Annotated in this window: 16 protein-coding genes; 8 read left to right on the top strand and 8 right to left on the bottom strand. The window is 68.3% G+C overall.

The features are described 5' to 3' along the window. Nucleotides 1–29: 29 nt before the first annotated feature. Genes U874_RS0100465 through U874_RS0100450 form a run of 4 tightly spaced genes read right to left on the bottom strand, consistent with a single transcriptional unit; the run spans nt 30 to nt 3,906 of the window. Nucleotides 30–812, bottom strand: a complete 783-nt coding sequence (locus tag U874_RS0100465; protein ID WP_025132585.1) for an ABC transporter permease — start codon at nt 810–812, stop codon at nt 30–32. A 7-nt stretch (nt 813–819) separates the two neighbouring features. After that, the gene (locus U874_RS0100460) at nt 820–1,725 is read right to left on the bottom strand and encodes an ABC transporter permease (RefSeq protein ID WP_025132584.1); all 906 of its coding nucleotides are present in this window, start codon (nt 1,723–1,725) and stop codon (nt 820–822) included. 10 nt (nt 1,726–1,735) lie between these two features. Then, nucleotides 1,736–2,836 (bottom strand): ABC transporter ATP-binding protein, encoded by a 1,101-nt coding sequence (locus U874_RS0100455; protein WP_051582728.1) that lies wholly within the window; start codon nt 2,834–2,836, stop codon nt 1,736–1,738. A 2-nt stretch (nt 2,837–2,838) separates the two neighbouring features. Continuing rightward, nucleotides 2,839–3,906 (bottom strand): extracellular solute-binding protein, encoded by a 1,068-nt coding sequence (locus tag U874_RS0100450; protein ID WP_051582727.1) that lies wholly within the window; start codon nt 3,904–3,906, stop codon nt 2,839–2,841. Between the two features lie 374 nt (nt 3,907–4,280). Here U874_RS0100450 and U874_RS0100445 point away from each other — a divergent pair, with 374 nt between their 5' ends. The 5 genes from U874_RS0100445 (at nt 4,281) to U874_RS0100425 (ending at nt 8,380) form a co-directional block, all read left to right on the top strand. Then, the gene (locus U874_RS0100445; protein WP_232755834.1) at nt 4,281–4,925 is read left to right on the top strand and encodes an RraA family protein; all 645 of its coding nucleotides are present in this window, start codon (nt 4,281–4,283) and stop codon (nt 4,923–4,925) included. Then, nucleotides 4,922–5,725 carry a carbon-nitrogen hydrolase family protein gene (locus U874_RS0100440; protein ID WP_025132580.1) on the top strand — a complete coding sequence of 268 codons (804 nt, stop codon included), beginning with the start codon at nt 4,922–4,924 and terminating at the stop codon, nt 5,723–5,725. The genes U874_RS0100445 and U874_RS0100440 overlap by 4 nt, the downstream gene beginning before the upstream one ends. A gap of 15 nt (nt 5,726–5,740) precedes the next feature. Then, nucleotides 5,741–6,466, top strand: coding sequence for a GntR family transcriptional regulator (locus U874_RS0100435; RefSeq protein ID WP_025132579.1), 726 nt, complete (start codon nt 5,741–5,743; stop codon nt 6,464–6,466). Nucleotides 6,467–6,584: 118 nt separating this feature from the next. Continuing rightward, nucleotides 6,585–7,532, top strand: coding sequence for an ABC transporter ATP-binding protein (locus U874_RS0100430; RefSeq protein WP_232755833.1), 948 nt, complete (start codon nt 6,585–6,587; stop codon nt 7,530–7,532). Beyond that, nucleotides 7,529–8,380, top strand: coding sequence for a hypothetical protein (locus U874_RS0100425; protein ID WP_025132577.1), 852 nt, complete (start codon nt 7,529–7,531; stop codon nt 8,378–8,380). The genes U874_RS0100430 and U874_RS0100425 overlap by 4 nt, the downstream gene beginning before the upstream one ends. Here the strand turns inward: U874_RS0100425 and U874_RS0100420 are convergent. Further along, a complete protein-coding gene (locus tag U874_RS0100420) occupies nt 8,377–9,063 on the bottom strand; it encodes a TrmH family RNA methyltransferase (RefSeq protein ID WP_025132576.1) in 687 nt (228 codons plus the stop codon). The genes U874_RS0100425 and U874_RS0100420 overlap by 4 nt on opposite strands. A gap of 171 nt (nt 9,064–9,234) precedes the next feature. Between U874_RS0100420 and U874_RS0100415 the strand changes: the two genes are divergently transcribed. After that, nucleotides 9,235–10,494 (top strand): glycerate kinase, encoded by a 1,260-nt coding sequence (locus U874_RS0100415; RefSeq protein ID WP_025132575.1) that lies wholly within the window; start codon nt 9,235–9,237, stop codon nt 10,492–10,494. Here U874_RS0100415 and U874_RS0100410 read toward each other — a convergent pair. Both U874_RS0100410 and U874_RS0100405 read right to left on the bottom strand, forming a co-directional pair. Next, the gene (locus tag U874_RS0100410) at nt 10,491–12,656 is read right to left on the bottom strand and encodes an ATP-dependent Clp protease ATP-binding subunit (protein ID WP_025132574.1); all 2,166 of its coding nucleotides are present in this window, start codon (nt 12,654–12,656) and stop codon (nt 10,491–10,493) included. The two genes, U874_RS0100415 and U874_RS0100410, sit on opposite strands and share 4 nt — an antisense overlap. A 151-nt stretch (nt 12,657–12,807) precedes the next feature. After that, nucleotides 12,808–13,335, bottom strand: coding sequence for an HPP family protein (locus U874_RS0100405; protein ID WP_025132573.1), 528 nt, complete (start codon nt 13,333–13,335; stop codon nt 12,808–12,810). 139 nt (nt 13,336–13,474) lie between these two features. Here U874_RS0100405 and U874_RS0100400 point away from each other — a divergent pair, with 139 nt between their 5' ends. Together U874_RS0100400 and U874_RS0100395 are read left to right on the top strand one after the other, a co-directional pair. Next, nucleotides 13,475–14,305: an aldo/keto reductase gene (locus tag U874_RS0100400; RefSeq protein ID WP_025132572.1), complete on the top strand. Its 831-nt coding sequence runs from the start codon at nt 13,475–13,477 to the stop codon at nt 14,303–14,305. 62 nt (nt 14,306–14,367) lie between these two features. Then, a complete protein-coding gene (locus tag U874_RS0100395; protein ID WP_025132571.1) occupies nt 14,368–15,624 on the top strand; it encodes an MFS transporter in 1,257 nt (418 codons plus the stop codon). Here U874_RS0100395 and U874_RS0100390 read toward each other — a convergent pair. Beyond that, nucleotides 15,621–16,652, bottom strand: coding sequence for an FUSC family protein (locus U874_RS0100390; protein ID WP_232755832.1), 1,032 nt, complete (start codon nt 16,650–16,652; stop codon nt 15,621–15,623). The two genes, U874_RS0100395 and U874_RS0100390, sit on opposite strands and share 4 nt — an antisense overlap. Nucleotides 16,653–16,683 lie beyond the last annotated feature (31 nt).

Raw genomic sequence — 16,683 nt, 5'->3', positions numbered from 1 at the left:
CCGCGGCCCGGGCCTCGGGTTATGCGGAGCTACCCGTTCACTACCTTCTTCAGTCCAACTGCACGTTCAATGACCAGGACGATGACCACAGATAGGGCAATGAGGATCACCGACAGTGCCGCGAGACCAGGGTCCGAGCGGTACTGCAAGTAACGGAACATCTCTACGGGGAGGGTCGTATGTCCAGAGCCAGCGACAAAGAGGGAGATCACGGCTTCGTCGAACGAGATGATGAAGGCCATAACGCCTCCCGCGAGGATCCCCGGCGCGATGATCGGGAGAGTGACTCTCCGGAACGTCGTGAACGCATTCGCACCGTGCACTCGTGCCGCTTCCTCGCACCGCATATCGCTGGTCAGCAGGCTTGAGAGAGTCGTCCGGATCACGTAGGGGACGGTCACCCCGAAGTGGGCGAGAACGATTCCTGGATATGTCCCGACGAGACCGATCGGCTGGAAAACGAGCAGCAGGCCGAGTCCGAGCACCACACCTGGGACCAGGAGCGGCGAAAGGAAGAATCCAGAAACCGCCCCCTTTCCAGGGAATTCAAACCGCGCAATGGCGAGAGCGACCGGTACACCGAGGAGCAGCACCACGACCGCGGTAATCACGGCAGTGATCAGACTCACTCGCGCGCCTTCCATGAGCGAGCCATTGGAGATCACGCTTTCGTACCACTGAAGCGAGGGAGCGCCGAACTCAATCGCCAGACTCTTCGAACCATTGAACGAGATCAGCACCACCGCAATGATCGGAGCGAGAAGGAAGAGATAGGCGACGATCACCACCGCCCTGTTGAGAATCTTCGTCATCTTTCAATTACCCTTCGAATCTCTTGATCAGTCGTTGGTACACCGCAACGATCGCCCCAAACACCACCAGGAGAATCACCGAGAGAGCCGAGGCTAGCGGCCAGTTGAGTGTTTGCGTGGCTTCGCTGTAGACCTCCGTCGCAAGGATGAAAACCCGGCCGCCCCCCAAGAGTTTGGGGGTCACGAAGGAACTCACGGCAAGCACGAACACCAGGAGAAAACCAGTGAAGACACCAGGCAGAGAAAGCGGCAGTGTGACTCGGAAGAACACTTGTGCTCGTGATGCCCCCAGTGAGCCTGCTGCCTCCTCCAGTGAAGCGTTGATGCGACCGAAGCCAGAGATCATGGCGAGAATGGCGTAGGGCATCAGGATCTCGACGAGGGCAATCGCTGTACCGAGAAAGTTGTTGCTCAGCCTGAGCGGGGCGCTGATCATGCCAGCGCCCAACAGCGCTTCGTTGACAACGCCCTGATCGCCAAGAAGCGCCATCCAACCGAATGTTCGCGCAACCGCAGACGTCAACAGCGGAGCGATCGCGAGTGCCATAAGCGCACCCTTCCAGCGTGAACTGGTGCGCGTGAGGAACAAGGCAATCGGGTACGCGAGCACAACAGCAGCCGTTCCACAGACAAAGCCCAGGAGCAGCGTGTTCCCGATGACCTTCCAGTAAAACGAGTCACTCAGCGCTGCCCCATATGAGTCGAATGTGAATGTCTCAATGAGTTGTCCACCCGAGCCATTTGCGTTCAGAGACATCCGCACCATGACGAAGAGCGGAAGGATGAAACTCACGAACAGCCCGACCAAACCGGGAAGGACAAGGCCGTAGGCGGACCGCCGTGCGCGCGCTCTCCCACGATTCGATTTGAGACCGACGCTGATGAGCTCGGTATTGGTGTGCGTCACCGTCATCGCAGCGCTCCTAACATTCCGAGACCAGATATGCGTCGTCCGGCTCGAACGACACGTAGGCCTCATCGCCGATTCGGAATTGCTCATCGGGTGCGCTGAGCTGATCGGCTCGCATGAGTTCCCCGCTCTCCAGCATCAGGTCATAGCTCCTGACATTTCCGGTGTAGCTCGTTGCCCTGACCCGCGCCCGTGCGCTCGGCAGGCTACCGGCGCGCTCATCCTTCGCAGCAACAGAGACTCGATGTGGCCTCACGACCAGCGCAGCAGATGCGTCGATGCCTGGAGCCCCGCGAACCGTGAGCTTCCCAAAGAGCGCCGATTCCACCGAGTACTTCCCCCCTGAGGGAGAGCTTCGCGTCTCCACATCAATGAAGTTCGCCTTCCCTACGAAGTTCGCCACAAACCGCGTGGCCGGGTTCTCGTAGATCGCCGATGGAGAATCGTACTGCTCGATCACACCGTTGTTCAGGATCGCAATTCGATCAGCCATGTCCAGGGCCTCGTCCTGATCATGGGTGACAAACAGGGTCGTCGTGCCCGACTCCTGCTGAATAGCTCTAATCTCCTTTCGCATGGCTTCACGGAGCTTGGCATCAAGGTTCGAAAGCGGCTCGTCAAGGAGCAGAAGCGTCGGCTGAATCACCAAGGCGCGAGCGAGCGCAACGCGCTGCTGCTGTCCGCCTGAGAGTGCGGCGGGCTTCCGCTTCGCGAGATGCCCCAGCTGCACATTGTCGAGCGCCTGGGACACCCGGGCGCTGATCTCTCCTCGCGGGACGCGGTGCATCTGCAGCCCGAATGCAACATTCTCTTCAACGGTGAGGTGAGGGAAGAGCGCGTAGGACTGGAATACCATCCCCATCCCACGTTTGTGCACCGGAGTGGAAACAACGTCACTCCCATCGACGAAGATCTCGCCCGAAGAGGGCTCCAACAGGCCTGCCACCATGCGCAGTGTGGTGGTCTTGCCACACCCGGAGGGACCCAGAAGCGCCACCAGATCGCCGCGTCGCACATCAAGGTTGACATCGTTCACAGCAGGAGCGCTTGTCTTGGGGTAGATCTTTCTCAAGCTTCGAATCGACAGATAATCAAGGCCAGCATGCTCACCCACGGCTATCCCCCGATCACCTGGCGACGCCACTGCTCAGTCCAGGCGTCGCGCTCGTCCGCGAGCCAGATCCAATCAATGTCAACAATGTTCGGGTCGGCGGCATCAGCGACACGTTCCGCTACATCGGCGGGAAGTTCGGTGCCACTCACCACGGGGGCGTAATACAGCGCCTCGGCAAACGCTTCCTGAGCCTCTCGCGAGAGGGCATAGTCGATGAACGCCAGCGCCGCGTCACCCTTCTCCGTTCCCGCAACGAGATTGATCGTATTGATCTGGAAACCGATGCCATCGTCAGGCTGCACCACGCTCATCGCTCCGCCAGAGTCTTCGGCGAAGTACTGCGCCCGGGCATTCCATCCGACGCCGTACTGGGACGTCCCCGAGATCACGGGCTGATAGACGTCGGGCACGGGCTCCCAGGTATTCACGAGCGGTGCGAGATCCGAGAGCTTCTCGATCGCCGGCGAAATGTCACTGCGGTAGTCGACACCCATACCGTTTGCCGTGAGAATGGTCAGCGTGTGCCCCTGGATATCTGGGGGAGCCGGGATCGAAACCGAGTTCTCTGGTGCGCCCCACAGATCAGCGATTCCCTTCGGCGGCGTCTGAACCTTCTCTGCGTTGTACAGAACCACAAGGTTGTCGAAGGTCACCGCGGGACCAAAGCCTTCAGCGTTCTGACCGAGCTCTACGACATTCGCCAAGTTCGGCACATCCGACTCGGTGATCTTGTCGAACAGGCCTTCCTGGTTTCCCGTGTGAGCAACCGAAGCATCGAGAATCGCAACGTCCACCGTCGGGGACTTCGACTCACTGCGGAGCTTCCCGAGCATCTCCGCACTGTTCTGCGATGGGACGAAGTTGACGACGACTTCGTCCTGCGAAGCGTTGAACCGGTCGACGACGGCTGCGGTGTATTGGTCCTCGAACAACGCAGCGTATCCAAGCACGTTGATCTCGATGGCATCGCTGGATGACGCGTCCGAACCGCCGCCTGCACCGCTACACGCGGACAACGCGAGAGCAGAGACAAGTACGGCGGAGACGCCAATTGGAGTCTTCATTGACATGGTGCTTCTCCTTTGAAGTCGAGGCGAAAACCGCCTCTCGGATCCATGTCAACAGGCCCGGTCCCGAGTGACACTACGCGTGAGGCTGCAAACGCGCAAGACCCTCAACTCAGGTCGAAGCAAATTGCGGAGACAGCGGATCAAACTCCATGGGTTGCGCAATTTGACCGCCCTGAGCAGGTACTTTGATTGACCCGAGCACTTTCCCCTTCCCTCACGCGAACCCGCCTGATACTGTGCATGGCACGTGTATACAACACGTACACAATCCGTGCGACAGGCCTGGTCACCTCCCGCACGACCACACAATGAGGTGTGCGAGCCCTTATGACCCGCCACCGGAAAGCCAGCCCAACATGTTTGAATTCCATCCCATGCCCACGCAGATCCCAGAGGGGCGCCGCCGCGCACTGCTGACTGTGCAAACCTCAACACTGGGCCACCTGCGCGATTTCGGCTTCATTCGAGGCCTCACCCCGAACCGTCGGCCGCTCCAATTCGCCGGCACCGCCGTCACAGTCCGCCTGCCGCACATGGATTCGACGGCACTACACGTCGCGGCCGACCACCTCCGACCTGGCGATGTTCTTGTCGTCGAGCAATCGGGAGACGACCGGTCGAGCTTCGGTGGAATGGTTGCTTTCACAGCCCGAACCCGCGGCGCCGAAGGCGTGATCCTCGCTGGCGCCATGAACGATTTCGACGAGGTACTCGAGCTTGGGCTTCCTGTCTACTCTCGTGGAGTTTCCGCCCGCACCACGCGCATCTTGGGTGTCGAGGGAGCCATCAACGTCCCGATCACCGTCGGGGGTGTCGTCATCACCCCAGGCGACGCCGTGTTTGCGGATTCCGACGGGATCGCCGTACTCTCAGAGTCCGAGATTGACGGGGTCGTCGCGGACCTCCGGGAGAAGGAGGGCGCGGAGCCCGCGAAGAAGGAAGAAATCCGAGCGGGCCAGATGCTCTCCGAGTGGAGCGGCGCCGCACAGTTCTTTGAGCCGAGCGGAGCACAGCGATGACCGAGTTCACCCTTTCCGTCGCACAGTTTGCAGCAACCCGGGACACGGTGGAAAACCTCAAGGCCGCGCAGACTCTCATCGCTCGGGCTGGGGCTACATCGGACCTCGTGGTACTCCCCGAGAACGCCATGTACTCAGACCCCGCCCACGAGAGCGCCGGGCCAAGCTACTCCGAATCACTGGAGGGCGAGTTCGTCAGCGCCCTCCGCGCCTCCGCCTCAACCCAGAAGATCCATGTTGTCGCCGGCTTCACCGAGACGAACAATGATGACCGGCCGTTCAACACACTCGTGCACATCGACCGAGACGGCAACCTTGCAGGGGTGTACCGGAAGATCCACCTCTACGACGCGTTCGGATATCGCGAATCGGACACCATAAGCCCAGCGCCAGCCGAGTCACCGCTCCTCTTCGACATCAACGGGATTTCGGTCGGCGCAGCCACCTGCTACGACTTGAGATTCCCCGAGATGGCGCGCTGGCTGGTCGATCACTCTGCCGACGTCATCCTCTATCCGGCAGCCTGGGCTGTGGGGCCCATGAAGGAGTCCCACTGGGAATCCCTGATTCGCGCCCGTGCCATCGAAAACACTGTCTACGTCGCGGCTGCCGGCCAGACCGCTCCGTTCTGCACGGGCCAAAGCCAGATCGTTGACCCCATGGGCACCACCATTGCATCGGCAGGCACCGAGCAACACGGAATCGCCACTGCCCTGATCCGCGCTGAGCGAATCCATTCGGCGCGGGAATCGAACCCGTGCCTCCTCAACAGAAGGTTCGCGGTGGCCCCTCGGGCCTGAGCATAGACTCTACGCATGCAGATCAATCCGGATGCGGCGAACGCCCGTTTCGGCGGCTGGTCGGTGAAGACCCCGCTGCCGATTAGCGAGCGCCCATCCGAACTTAAGGCCGCAGAGTTCGCCTACGGGTACCTGAAGGATCTCATCGTCACGATGAGAGTTGCACCGCAGTCAATCATTACCGAAAGCGAAGTTGCAGCCGCGATTGGGGCCTCGCGCACTCCGGTGCGCGAGGCCTTCTCTCGACTGCAGTCGGAGCAACTCCTCACGTTGATTCCTCATCGCGGCGCAGTTGTCCCCGAGATCACCCTGCGAGCGATCCAGGAGCAGGCACAGACTCGAGTAGTCCTCGAGAGCTACAGCGTCGAATGGATCTGCTCTCATCGGATTCCCATCGCCGACCGTTTGTTTGAGTTGGTCGAGGCCCAGCGAGCTATTTTCGCCAAGGACCCCGAGCAGATCGTGGACATGGTTGTTGCAGACAAGGAGTTCCATTGGACTCTCGTCAAGGCAATCGGAAACACCGAATTTGCGCAGCTGTACCATTCGATCCACGACCGACAGCTACGTATCGGCATCGCGATGTTCCAGGCAGTGAAGTCGCGTCGTTGCTCGGCGATTCACCAGCATGAGGAGATCGCAGAAGCAATTCGAAATTTCGACGAGGACGCGGCGAAATCTCTGCTCGAGTCCCATCTCCTCGGAAGCCTCGATGAAGTATCTGGAGTCTTCCCCAACTAGTTTTCCTCTCCCCAGATAGTTCTACTTCCGGTAGGGTTATTTCTGGATGGCGCGGTGTTCGCGCTGCCCGCATACGCAGCACCGCGAGAGAGGACGGCGCATGGGACTGCCAGTCAGAGTGGACGGACTGACCAAGAGCTTCGGGGCGGTGCGCGCAGTGAACGCGCTCAGCTTCACCGCCGAGCCCGGCCGCGTCACGGGCTTCCTCGGCCCGAACGGCTCCGGGAAGACCACCACGCTCGCGATGACCCTGGGGCTCATCCGCCCGGATAGCGGCGGGGCGACGATCGGCGGCCGACCCTACGCCACGCTCGAGCGCCCGGCGCTCACCGTGGGGGCCGCACTCTCCGCAGACTTCCATCCGGCCCACACCGGACGGGCCCACCTCGACATCGCCCGCCGGGCGATCGGCCTCCCCGAGGCGCGGGTCGATGAGATCCTGGGGCTCGTCGGCCTGGCCGACGCCGCCGACCGGAAGACGGGCGGTTACTCGCTCGGCATGCGGCAGCGGCTCGCGCTGGGAGCCGCGCTCCTCGGAGACCCGGATGTGCTGCTCCTCGACGAGCCGATCAACGGGCTCGACCCCGAGGGCATCCGGTGGATCCGGGTGTTCCTCCGCCACCTCGCGAGCCAGGGAAAGACCGTCGTGCTCTCCTCGCACCTCCTGAGCGAGGTGCAGCAGACCGTCGACGACGTGATCGTGATCCGGCGCGGCGAGCTCGCCTTCGCGGGCACGCTCGCCGAGTTGCAGCAGGGCGCCGGCGAGGCGACCGTGCGCGTGGCCGCGCCCGAGCAGGGCGCGCTCGCGCAGGCCCTCGAGGCCGCCGGGGCGCGCGTGCACAGCCAGCACGGCGCCGCGCTCAGCCTCACGGGCCTCGATCCCGAGGCCGTGGGCCGGGTCGCCCTCGCCGCGGGGATCCCGCTCTCGCACCTGAGCGTCGAGGCGGGCGAGCTCGAGCAGCGCTTCCTCGACCTCATCAACGGCGGCGCCGAGCCCGGCGCCGCCGTCACCGACCCCCGCGCCCCGCAGCAGGCCGCGCACCAGCCCGAGGGAGGGCTCGCATGAACCGCATCATCCGCAGCGTCTCCGCCGAGTGGCGCAAGGTTCGCGCCACGAAGCTCTGGTGGGTCCTCGCCATCGTGCTGGCCGGTTACTCCGCGCTCATGGCGGGCGCGTTCGCGTTCATGTTCAGCGCGGTCGGAGATGCGATGAGCTCCGCGGGCGGCGACCAGGCGGCTGGCTTCGCCCCGCCCGCCCAGGAGATCGCCGAGCTCGTCTACTCCGGGGTCTCCACGTTCGGCTACGTGATCCCGCTCATCTTCGGCGCGCTGATGGCCACGGGCGAGCTGCGCCACCGCACGCTCGGCCTCGCGTTCACGCTCGAACCGCGCCGCGGCATCGTGCTGCTCGGCAAGGTGAAAGTGCTCCTGGGCGTCGGACTCCTGCTCGGTATCGCGGGCGTCATCGGCGCGGTCGCCGCGGGCGGCGGGCTGCTCGCCGCGACGGGCGGGGATCCGATGCTCGGATCGGGCGACACCTGGGCGCTCCTCGCTCGCGTCATCGTGGCGATCGGCATCTGGGCCGTGATCGGCTTCGGCGTCGGCCTCCTCGTCGGCAACCAGGCCTTCGCCATCGTGATCGTGCTCGTGTTCACCCAGTTCCTGGAGCCCGTGCTCCGCATGGCGGCGGGGTTCTGGGACTGGAGCGCGCAGATCGCGAAGTTCCTGCCCGGGGCCGCGAGCGACGCGTTCGTCGGCGCGAGCGTGATGACGAGCATGTCGGCGATCGACCCGAGCGCCCCCGCGGGCGCGCAGCCCCTCGGCATCTGGGGCGGGCTCGCCGTGCTCCTCGCCTACGGGATCGTGGCCGTGCTGCTCGGCTGGCTCACCCGCTGGCGCAAGGACGTCGTCTAGCCCGCGAGCTGCCCGGGACCACCGGCCCCGGGCAGCTCCGCCGCGCGCGGCACGAGCGGCGAGTGCTGCTGCACCCAGCTGAACATCGCAACCGCTGCGGCGGCGGACGCATTGATCGAGCGCGTCGAACCGTACTGGGTGATCTCCACGACGGCCTCCGACGCGGCGATCGCCTCCTCCGTGAGCCCCGGCCCCTCCTGGCCGAAGAGCATCACGCAGCGCTCCGGCCAATCGAACGTCTCCATGGGAACGCAGCCGGGAACGTTGTCGATCGCGATGATCGGCACCCCGGCCTCCCGTGCCCACGCGACGAGCGCCGCGACGTCCTCCCGGTGCTCCACGTGCTGGTAACGGTCGGTCACCATGGCGCCGCGCTTGTTCCAGCGGCGACGGCCCACGATGTGCACCGTGTCGGCGGCGAACGCGTTCGCGCTGCGCACGATCGAGCCGATGTTCATGTCGTGCTGCCAGTTCTCGATCGCCACGTGGAAGGGGTGCCGATGCTCGTCGAGATCCGCGACGATCGCGGCCATCCGCCAGTACCGGTAGCGATCGATCACGTTGCGGGTATCGCCGTGCTCGAGCAGCTCGGGATCGTAGCGCTCGTCCTCCGGCCACTCCGCGCGCCCGCCCGGCCACGGCCCCACCCCGGCAGTGGTGCGCTCCGGGTGCGGGGCGGCCACGGAAGCTCCGGCCGCGGAAGCTCCGGCCACGGAAGCTCCGGCCGCGGGCGCCTCGGCTGAGGGCGTCCCGGCTGCTGCGGACGCGGGTGCGGGATCAGAATTGGCGACGTGATTCACCCGCCCATTCTCCCAGCACGGTGGCGTGCCCGCAGCGCACCGTAGGCTGGGGCCATGAGCGCCTCCCCCATCCGCGCAGTGATCGCCCCCGACGCGTTCAAGGGCAGCTGCTCCGCCGTCGAAGCCGCCCACGCGATCGCGGAGGGCGCGCGCGCCGCGCTCGGACCCTCCGCGCAGATCCGCACGATCCCGCTCGCCGACGGCGGGGAGGGCACGCTCGACGCGCTCACCGCGGCCTGGGGCGGTCGGATCCGCCTCGTCACCGCTCGGGACGCGCTCGGGCGGGATCGCGAGGCCCGGATCGGGCTGAGCGCCGACGGCACGACCGCGATCATCGAGGCGGCCGAGGCCAACGGCCTCCCTCACGTGGCGGATCAGCCCCTCCGTGCGCTCGACGCCGACTCCGCCGGCGTCGGCGCGCTCGTCCATGCCGCAGTCGATGCCGGCGCGCGGGAGCTCCTCCTCTGCCTGGGCGGCTCGGCGACGAGCGACGGCGGCGCGGGGATGCTCCGCGCGCTCGGTGTCGCCCTCCTCGACGCCGACGGCGCGCCCATCGCGCCGGGCGCACGCGGACTCGCCGCCCTCGCGCGCGTGGACACGAGCGGCGTGCTCCCGGCGGTGCGCGAGGTGCGGTGGCGCATCGCCGTCGACGTGGACCACCCGCTCACCGGGCCCGCGGGTGCCGCCGCCGTGTTCGGCCCGCAGAAGGGCGCGTCTCCGGACGAGGTCGCCCGGATCGACGCGGGCCTCACGCGCCTCGCGGAGCTCCTCGCGCACGCGGAACCGGCGGCGGGGTCAGGATCCGGGTCCGGTGCCGGTGCCGGATCCGCCGGGTTCGCCGCCGCCCTGGCCACGCAAGCGGGGCTCGGCGCGGCGGGCGGGCTCGCGCTCGGCCCGTTCGCCCTCTGGGGTGCGGAGCTTCTGCCGGGCGCCGAGCTCGTCGCGGAGGCCGCGGGACTCGACGCGGCGCTCCAGGACGCGGACCTTGTCGTCACGGGCGAGGGGCGCGTCGACGCCTCGTCGCTGTCCGGGAAAGTGCTGTCGCGCGTGCTGTCCGGGGTCGCGCGCGGGGCGGAGGATCGTGCGCCGGACGGTGCGACCGAACCGGCCCGGCCGCGGGTCGCGGTGATCGCCGGCGAGGTGGCGCTTCCCGCCGAGGACTGCCGGGCGGCGGGGTTCAGCGCGTTCTCGCTGGCCCCGGGCCCGGCGACCCTCCCGGAGCTCCGCGCAGCTGCGCCGCGGCTCCTCGCGGAGACCGCGGCGCAGCTCTGCGGGTTGCTCGCGCCTCCCGCGGGCTCCGCTCCCCGCGCCTAGCCGGGGAGCACGGAGAGGGCGAGGCCGTCCCCGTCCGGGGCCACGTCGACGCGCACGGTCGAGCCGTCGCGCACCTCGCCCGAGAGGATCGCGCGGGCGAGCCGGTCGTCGATCTCCTTCTGCATGAGGCGGCGCAGGGGACGCGCACCGTAGCTCGGGTCGTAGCCGCGCGAGGCGAGGAGGCCGCGCGCCTCCGGCGTCACGGCGAGCGTGAGCCTGCGGTCGGCGAGCCGGGTCTGCATCCGGTCGATCGCGAGCTCTACGATCTGCGCCAGATCCGCCTCGGAGAGCGGGTGGAAGATCACCATCTCGTCGAGCCGGTTGATGAACTCGGGCTTGAAGGCGCGCCGCACGGTCTCCCGCACCGCGGCCTCCTTCTCGGGCCACGCGAGATCCTGATCCACCAGGTACTGGCTGCCGAGGTTCGACGTGAGGATGAGGATCACGTTGCGGAAGTCGACGGTGCGCCCCTGGCCGTCGGTGAGGCGGCCGTCGTCGAGCACCTGGAGCAGCACGTCGAACACCTCGGGGTGCGCCTTCTCGACCTCGTCGAGCAGCACCACCGAGTAGGGGCGACGGCGCACGGCCTCCGTGAGCTGCCCGCCCTGCTCGTAGCCGACGTACCCCGGAGGGGCGCCGACGAGCCGCGAGACGGAGTGCTTCTCGCCGTACTCGCTCATGTCGATGCGGACCATGGCGTGCTCGTCGTCGAAGAGGAACTCGGCGAGCGCCTTGGCGAGCTCCGTCTTCCCGACGCCAGTCGGCCCGAGGAAGAGGAAGGAACCGGTGGGCCGGTTCGGATCCGCGATCCCGGCGCGTGTACGACGCACGGCGTCCGCCACGGCGGACACGGCGTCGCTCTGCCCGATGAGGCGCTTGCCCAGCTCGTGCTCAAGCGCGAGCAGCTTCTCGGTCTCGCCCTGCATGAGCCGGCCGACGGGGATCCCCGTCCACGCGGCGACGACGCCCGCGATGTCCTCGTCAGTGACCTGGTCGTTCACCATCCGGGGCTCGCCCCCGATCTCGTCGGCGGCCTCGGCGTTCTCCGCCTCGGTGAGCTGCTTCTGGATCACCGGGATCTCGCCGTAGAGCAGCTTCGAGGCGCGCTCAAGCTGGCCCTCGCGCTGGGCGACCTCAGCCGCCATGCGGAGCTGGTCGAGCTTCTCGCGCAGCTCGCCGACGCGGTTCAGGCTCGCCCGCTCGCGCTCCCACCGCGCCTCGAGCACGTCGAGCTCGGCCTGGCGCGCCTCCAGGTCCTCGCGCAGCTTGGCGAGGCGCTCCTTCGAGGCGGCGTCCTTCTCCTTCTTCAGCGCGAGCTCCTCGAGCTTCAGCCGGTCCACGGCGCGTCGGAGCTCGTCGATCTCCATCGGCGCGGAGTCAATCTCCATGCGCAGGCGGCTCGCGGCCTCATCGATCAGGTCGATGGCCTTGTCCGGGAGCTGCCGTGCGGTGATGTAGCGGTCCGACAGCGCCGCCGCGGCGACGAGCGCCGAGTCGGCGATCGTGACCTTGTGGTGCGCCTCGTAGCGCTCCTTCAGGCCGCGCAGGATCGCCACCGTGTCCTCGACGCTCGGCTCGCCCACGTAGACCTGCTGGAAGCGGCGCTCGAGCGCCGCGTCCTTCTCGATGTACTCGCGGTACTCGTCGAGCGTGGTCGCGCCAATGAGCCGCAGCTCGCCGCGGGCGAGCATTGGCTTCAGCATCTGCGACGCCGCGACGGAGCTCTCCCCGCCGCCGGCGCCCATGAGCGTGTGGAGCTCGTCGATGAAGGTGATGAACTTGCCGTCCGATTCCTTGATCTCGGCGAGCACCGCCTTCATGCGCTCCTCGAACTCGCCCCGGTACTTCGCACCGGCGATGAGCGCGGAGATGTCGAGGGAGATGAGCTCCTTGTCCTTCAGCGACTCGGCCACGTCACCCGCGACGATGCGCTGGGCGAGGCCCTCGACGACGGCGGTCTTGCCGACCCCGGGTTCGCCGATGAGGACGGGGTTGTTCTTCGTGCGTCGGGTGAGCACCTGGCTCACCCGGCGGATCTCGGAGTCGCGCCCGATCACGGGGTCGAGCTTGCCCGAGCGGGCGACCTCGGTGAGGTTGACGCCGAACTGCTCGAGGGCGGACTGCTCGCCCTCGCCCTGGGCGGGCTGCCAGTTTGCCTGCATGTGGGTCCCTTCCGTTCGCAGTGCCGCGCGGCGGGTGCCGGGCGGATGCGCCGGACCCTCGCCGCAAACTTGAGTGTTGTTGACTCAAGTTTAACTGAAGTGGCCGGATCCCGCCAGAGGGTCCGCTGAACTCGCGATGAACTCTTCTGCGTCAGTCCTCGCGCGGGTGCCGCTCGACCGCGCCGCCGCCCCGGATCCCGGGCGCCGGGTACTGCACCCCCGTGAGCCGGTGGTAGAGCAGCGCCACCACGACGATGAGCACGGGCGCGGCGAGCGCGGGAAGCAGGAGGAACATCCACCCGGCGCCCGACGCGAGCGCGACGACGGCCGTGGCGACGGCGGGCGGGTGGATGATGCGCAGGAGCGCCATGGCACCCGTCGCGACGCCTGCGGCGAGCGCGGCACTCCACCAGGACAGCGGGAGGAACGCCGCCGCGCCGACCCCGACGAGCGCCGACACGACGTGGCCGCCGACCACGGCGCTCGGCTGCGACACGGGCGCCTCGGGCAGCAGGAACACGAGGAGGCAGCTGGGCGCGAAGCCGAGGAACAGGAGCGTGAGATCGACCGCGTCCCCGAAGAGGCCGAGCAGCGCGACGAGCAGCGCCACGCCGAACGCGGCGAAGACCAGTCGACGCCACGGCAGCCGCGGCTGTCCCGAATGCCAGAGAGCCCGCACCGAACCACTTCCTCTCGCGCGCGCCCGCCGCGCGACGATCGCTCGCGCGGGCACCCGCGTATCCTACCGAGCCGCCCATTCACCATCGTGTCGGCGGCACCTCGTAGGGTGGGGAGCACCCGATGCGAAGGAGCCTTCTATGTCTGCACTCGCCCCACTCATCCAGCTGCGCGGCGGCGCGGCGATGCCCGCGATCGCGCTCGGCACGTGGCCGATGAACGATGCGGAGACCGCGGACGCGGTCGCCGCGGCCCTCGCCTCCGGCTACCGCCACATCGATACCGCGGAGAACTACGGCAACGAGCGCGGCGTGGCCGAGGGGATCCGGCGCTCCGGCCTGCCCCGCGAGGACGTGTTCATCACGACGAAGTTCAACCGCGCCTGGCACAGCGCCGACGGCGTGCGCGCGGCGGCCGAGGCGAGCTGCGCGCGGCTTGGCGTCGACACGATCGACCTCTTCCTCGTGCACTGGCCCAACCCGGATCAGGATCGCTACGTCGAGGCCGTCCGCGGGCTCGCGGCGCTCCGCGAGGAGGGCCGCATCCGGGCGCTCGGCGTCTCGAACTTCAAGCCCGCGCACCTCGCACGCGTGTTCGACGCCGGCATCGTGCCCGAGGTGAACCAGATCCAGCTCGACCCGCAGCACACGCAGCCCGAGCTGCAGGCCGTGAACCGCGCGCACGGGATCGTCACGACCGCGTACACGCCGCTCGGGCGCGGGGGCGCGTTCCTCGCGGACCCGGCGATCACCGCTGCCGCGGCGGCCCACGGGAAGACCCCGGCGCAGGTGGTGCTCCGCTGGCACGTGCAGCAGGGCAACGCCGCGGCCCCCAAGTCTGCCTCTCCCGAGCGGCAGCGCGAGAATCTCGACATCTTCGATTTCGCGCTCACGGCCGCGGAGATGGCGGCGATCACCGCGCTCGACACCGGCGCGCCCCTGCACCACGACGCCGACGACTTCGGGCACTGAGCCGACCGCGCTGAACCGGCGGCGGTTCCGCCCCCGCGCCCGAACTCCGATAGGGTCCATTCGTGACCGACGCCGCCGCCCGGCCCCGCAACTGGGGCCTCCTCTTCATCGCGGTGTGCCTCCTCGCCGCGAACATGCGGATGACGATCACGGGGGTCGGCCCGCTGCTCGAGCAGATCGCCGCTGACCGCGGGGTGGCGCCCGCGGCGCTCGGCGGACTCGCGTCCGTTCCGCTCATCGCGTGGGCGCTCGTGTCCCCGCTCGCCCACGGGCTCAGCGTGCGCTTCGGCCTTGCGCGCACCGTGACCTGGTCGCTCGTCGCGCTCGCAGCGGGCACCGTCTGGCGCTCGCTCCCCGGCAGCGACGTCAACCTGTGGCTCGGCACCGCGCTCATCGGCGCGGCGCTCGCGATCGGCAATGTGCTGCTCCCCGTGGTGATCCGGCGCGACTTCTCGGCCCGCGTGCCCACCGTCATGGGCATCTACACGGCGCTGCTCGGCGGAATCGGCGCCCTCGCCGCCGGTCTCGTCGTACCGATCTCGCACGCCGAGCTCGGCGGGGGCGAGCTCGGCTGGCGCGTCGCGCTCCTCACGAGCGGCGCGCTCATCCCCGTCGCGCTCGTGGCCTGGCTCGCGGCGACGCGGGGCGAGCCCGCGCCCGCCCCGCACGAGGCGATCCCCCGCGCGGCGCTCCCCGCCGTCGGCGGCTCCCGGGAGGGGAACCGGGCCGGCCGCGCGGGCGGCCGGATCTGGCGCGACCCCGTCGCTTGGACGGTCGCGCTTTACCAGGGCTCGCAGGCGATGCTCTTCTACATGCTCGCCACCTGGCTCGCGCCCATCCAGGTCTCGCAGGGCAGCACGGCGGTCGCCGCCGGCCTCGACGTGATGCTCTACCAGCTGGTCAGCATCCTCGGGTCGCTCTCCCTCCCCCTCGTGTTCCGGGGGCGCAGTCGGCGCTGGATCCCGGCCGTGCTGCCCATCATCATCGCGGGCACCTTCGCCACCGTCGTGCTCCACCCGGGAGCCGATCTCGCGTGGGTGCTCCTCGGCGGCTTCGGCTCGGGCGCCTCCCTCAGCCTCTCGATGCTGTTCATGGCGATCCGCGCACCCAGCTCCGAGGTGGCGAGCGCACTGTCCGGCATGGCGCAGTCGATCGGCTACCTCATCGCCGCGACGGGGCCGGCGCTGTTCGGCTGGCTGGCGGCGACGAGCGGCGGTTGGATCGTGCCGCTCTGGCTCGTGCTCGCCGTCGGCGCGGTGCAGCTCGTCGCGGGCATCCTGCTCGGGCGCGAGCGGATGGTCTTCGGCGGGCGGGCCTAGCGCTCCGCCGCGGCGCGCGGCGGGCGGTGGACGAGCGCGGAGAGGACCGCGAGCGCGGATCCGACGGCCGTGTCGAGCACGCGCTCCCCGGCCGTCGCGAAGCGGTCGCCCCCGCCCGTGGCCGCCGCCGTGATGAGGAGCACCAGCGGCGTGATGAACACGAGCGCAAACGCGTAGTTGCGCACGACGACGAGCTCGATGAGGAACTGCAGCGCGGCGAGGAGGAGCACGAACACCCACGTGTGCTCGCCGAGCGGGGCGATGAGGAGGTACAGGCCGGCGCCGAGCAGGGTGCCGGCGGTGCGGTGCACGCCGCGAGCGAGCGAGTGGCTGCGCACTGCGCTGAGGCCCACGACCGCGACGCCCGCCGTGACCGTCCAGTACGCGCGTAGCGGGTCGAGCCAGATCACGCTGATGAGCGTTCCGAGCGCGGCGACGAGCGCCACCCGCAGCACCAGTTGCTGCTCGCCGACCCCGAGCCAGAGGCGCGGGAGCAGCTCCCGGAACGGCCGCACGGGCTTCGCCCGCTCGGCGCGGCGGAGGAGCGGCAGCAGCGCGAGCACGTAGGAGAAGAGCAGCCCCGCCCCGAGCGCGGAGAGGAACACCGCCGGATCCGTGGCGCGCACGCCGTCGCGAAGCCCGGTGATCGTGCCGGACAGCCCGAACATCAGCACGAAGAACACCGGCCCGGGCGGCCCCAGCCGGGAGCCGAACGCGAACGCGCTCACCCCGATCGCGACGACCACGAGCCCGACCGCCGTGAGGAGGTGCCAGGGCGCGAGCGCCGTGCCGAGCATGGCGCAGCCGAAGAGCACGGCGCCGACGACGGGGAGCACCCGCGCGCGCTCCGCGGCGCCGAGGCCCGCGCAGAAGAGGGCGAGGAACGCGCCCGTGCTCGCCTGCAGGCCGAGATCCGGCCGCCCGAGGGCCGTCATCACCGCGAGCGGGATCCCCATCGAGGCTGCGGCGCGCAGCGCAATCCAGTGCCTCGGTCCGGGCCCCGGCGGCAGCGCGAAGAGGCTCCGCACCGCGGCCGCCACCGCTCGGAGTGCTCTCCGT

It is taken from the genome of Leucobacter sp. PH1c, from assembly GCF_000633415.1.
Lineage (GTDB): Bacteria > Actinomycetota > Actinomycetes > Actinomycetales > Microbacteriaceae > Leucobacter.
The sequence above is the reverse complement of the archived record's forward strand: the minus strand, read 5'-3'. Positions and strand labels throughout refer to the sequence as shown.

Excerpts from the sequence above, each read along its gene's own strand:
- U874_RS0100465 (WP_025132585.1), bottom strand. The coding sequence starts at position 812 with ATGACGAAGATTCTCAACAGGGCGGTGGTGATCGTCGCCTATCTCTTC.
- U874_RS0100460 (WP_025132584.1), bottom strand. The coding sequence starts at position 1,725 with ATGACGGTGACGCACACCAATACCGAGCTCATCAGCGTCGGTCTCAAA.
- U874_RS0100450 (WP_051582727.1), bottom strand. The coding sequence starts at position 3,906 with ATGTCAATGAAGACTCCAATTGGCGTCTCCGCCGTACTTGTCTCTGCT.
- U874_RS0100445 (WP_232755834.1), top strand. The coding sequence starts at position 4,281 with ATGCCCACGCAGATCCCAGAGGGGCGCCGCCGCGCACTGCTGACTGTG.
- U874_RS0100440 (WP_025132580.1), top strand. The coding sequence starts at position 4,922 with ATGACCGAGTTCACCCTTTCCGTCGCACAGTTTGCAGCAACCCGGGAC.
- U874_RS0100435 (WP_025132579.1), top strand. The coding sequence starts at position 5,741 with ATGCAGATCAATCCGGATGCGGCGAACGCCCGTTTCGGCGGCTGGTCG.
- U874_RS0100425 (WP_025132577.1), top strand. The coding sequence starts at position 7,529 with ATGAACCGCATCATCCGCAGCGTCTCCGCCGAGTGGCGCAAGGTTCGC.
- U874_RS0100415 (WP_025132575.1), top strand. The coding sequence starts at position 9,235 with ATGAGCGCCTCCCCCATCCGCGCAGTGATCGCCCCCGACGCGTTCAAG.
- U874_RS0100410 (WP_025132574.1), bottom strand. The coding sequence starts at position 12,656 with ATGCAGGCAAACTGGCAGCCCGCCCAGGGCGAGGGCGAGCAGTCCGCC.
- U874_RS0100400 (WP_025132572.1), top strand. The coding sequence starts at position 13,475 with ATGTCTGCACTCGCCCCACTCATCCAGCTGCGCGGCGGCGCGGCGATG.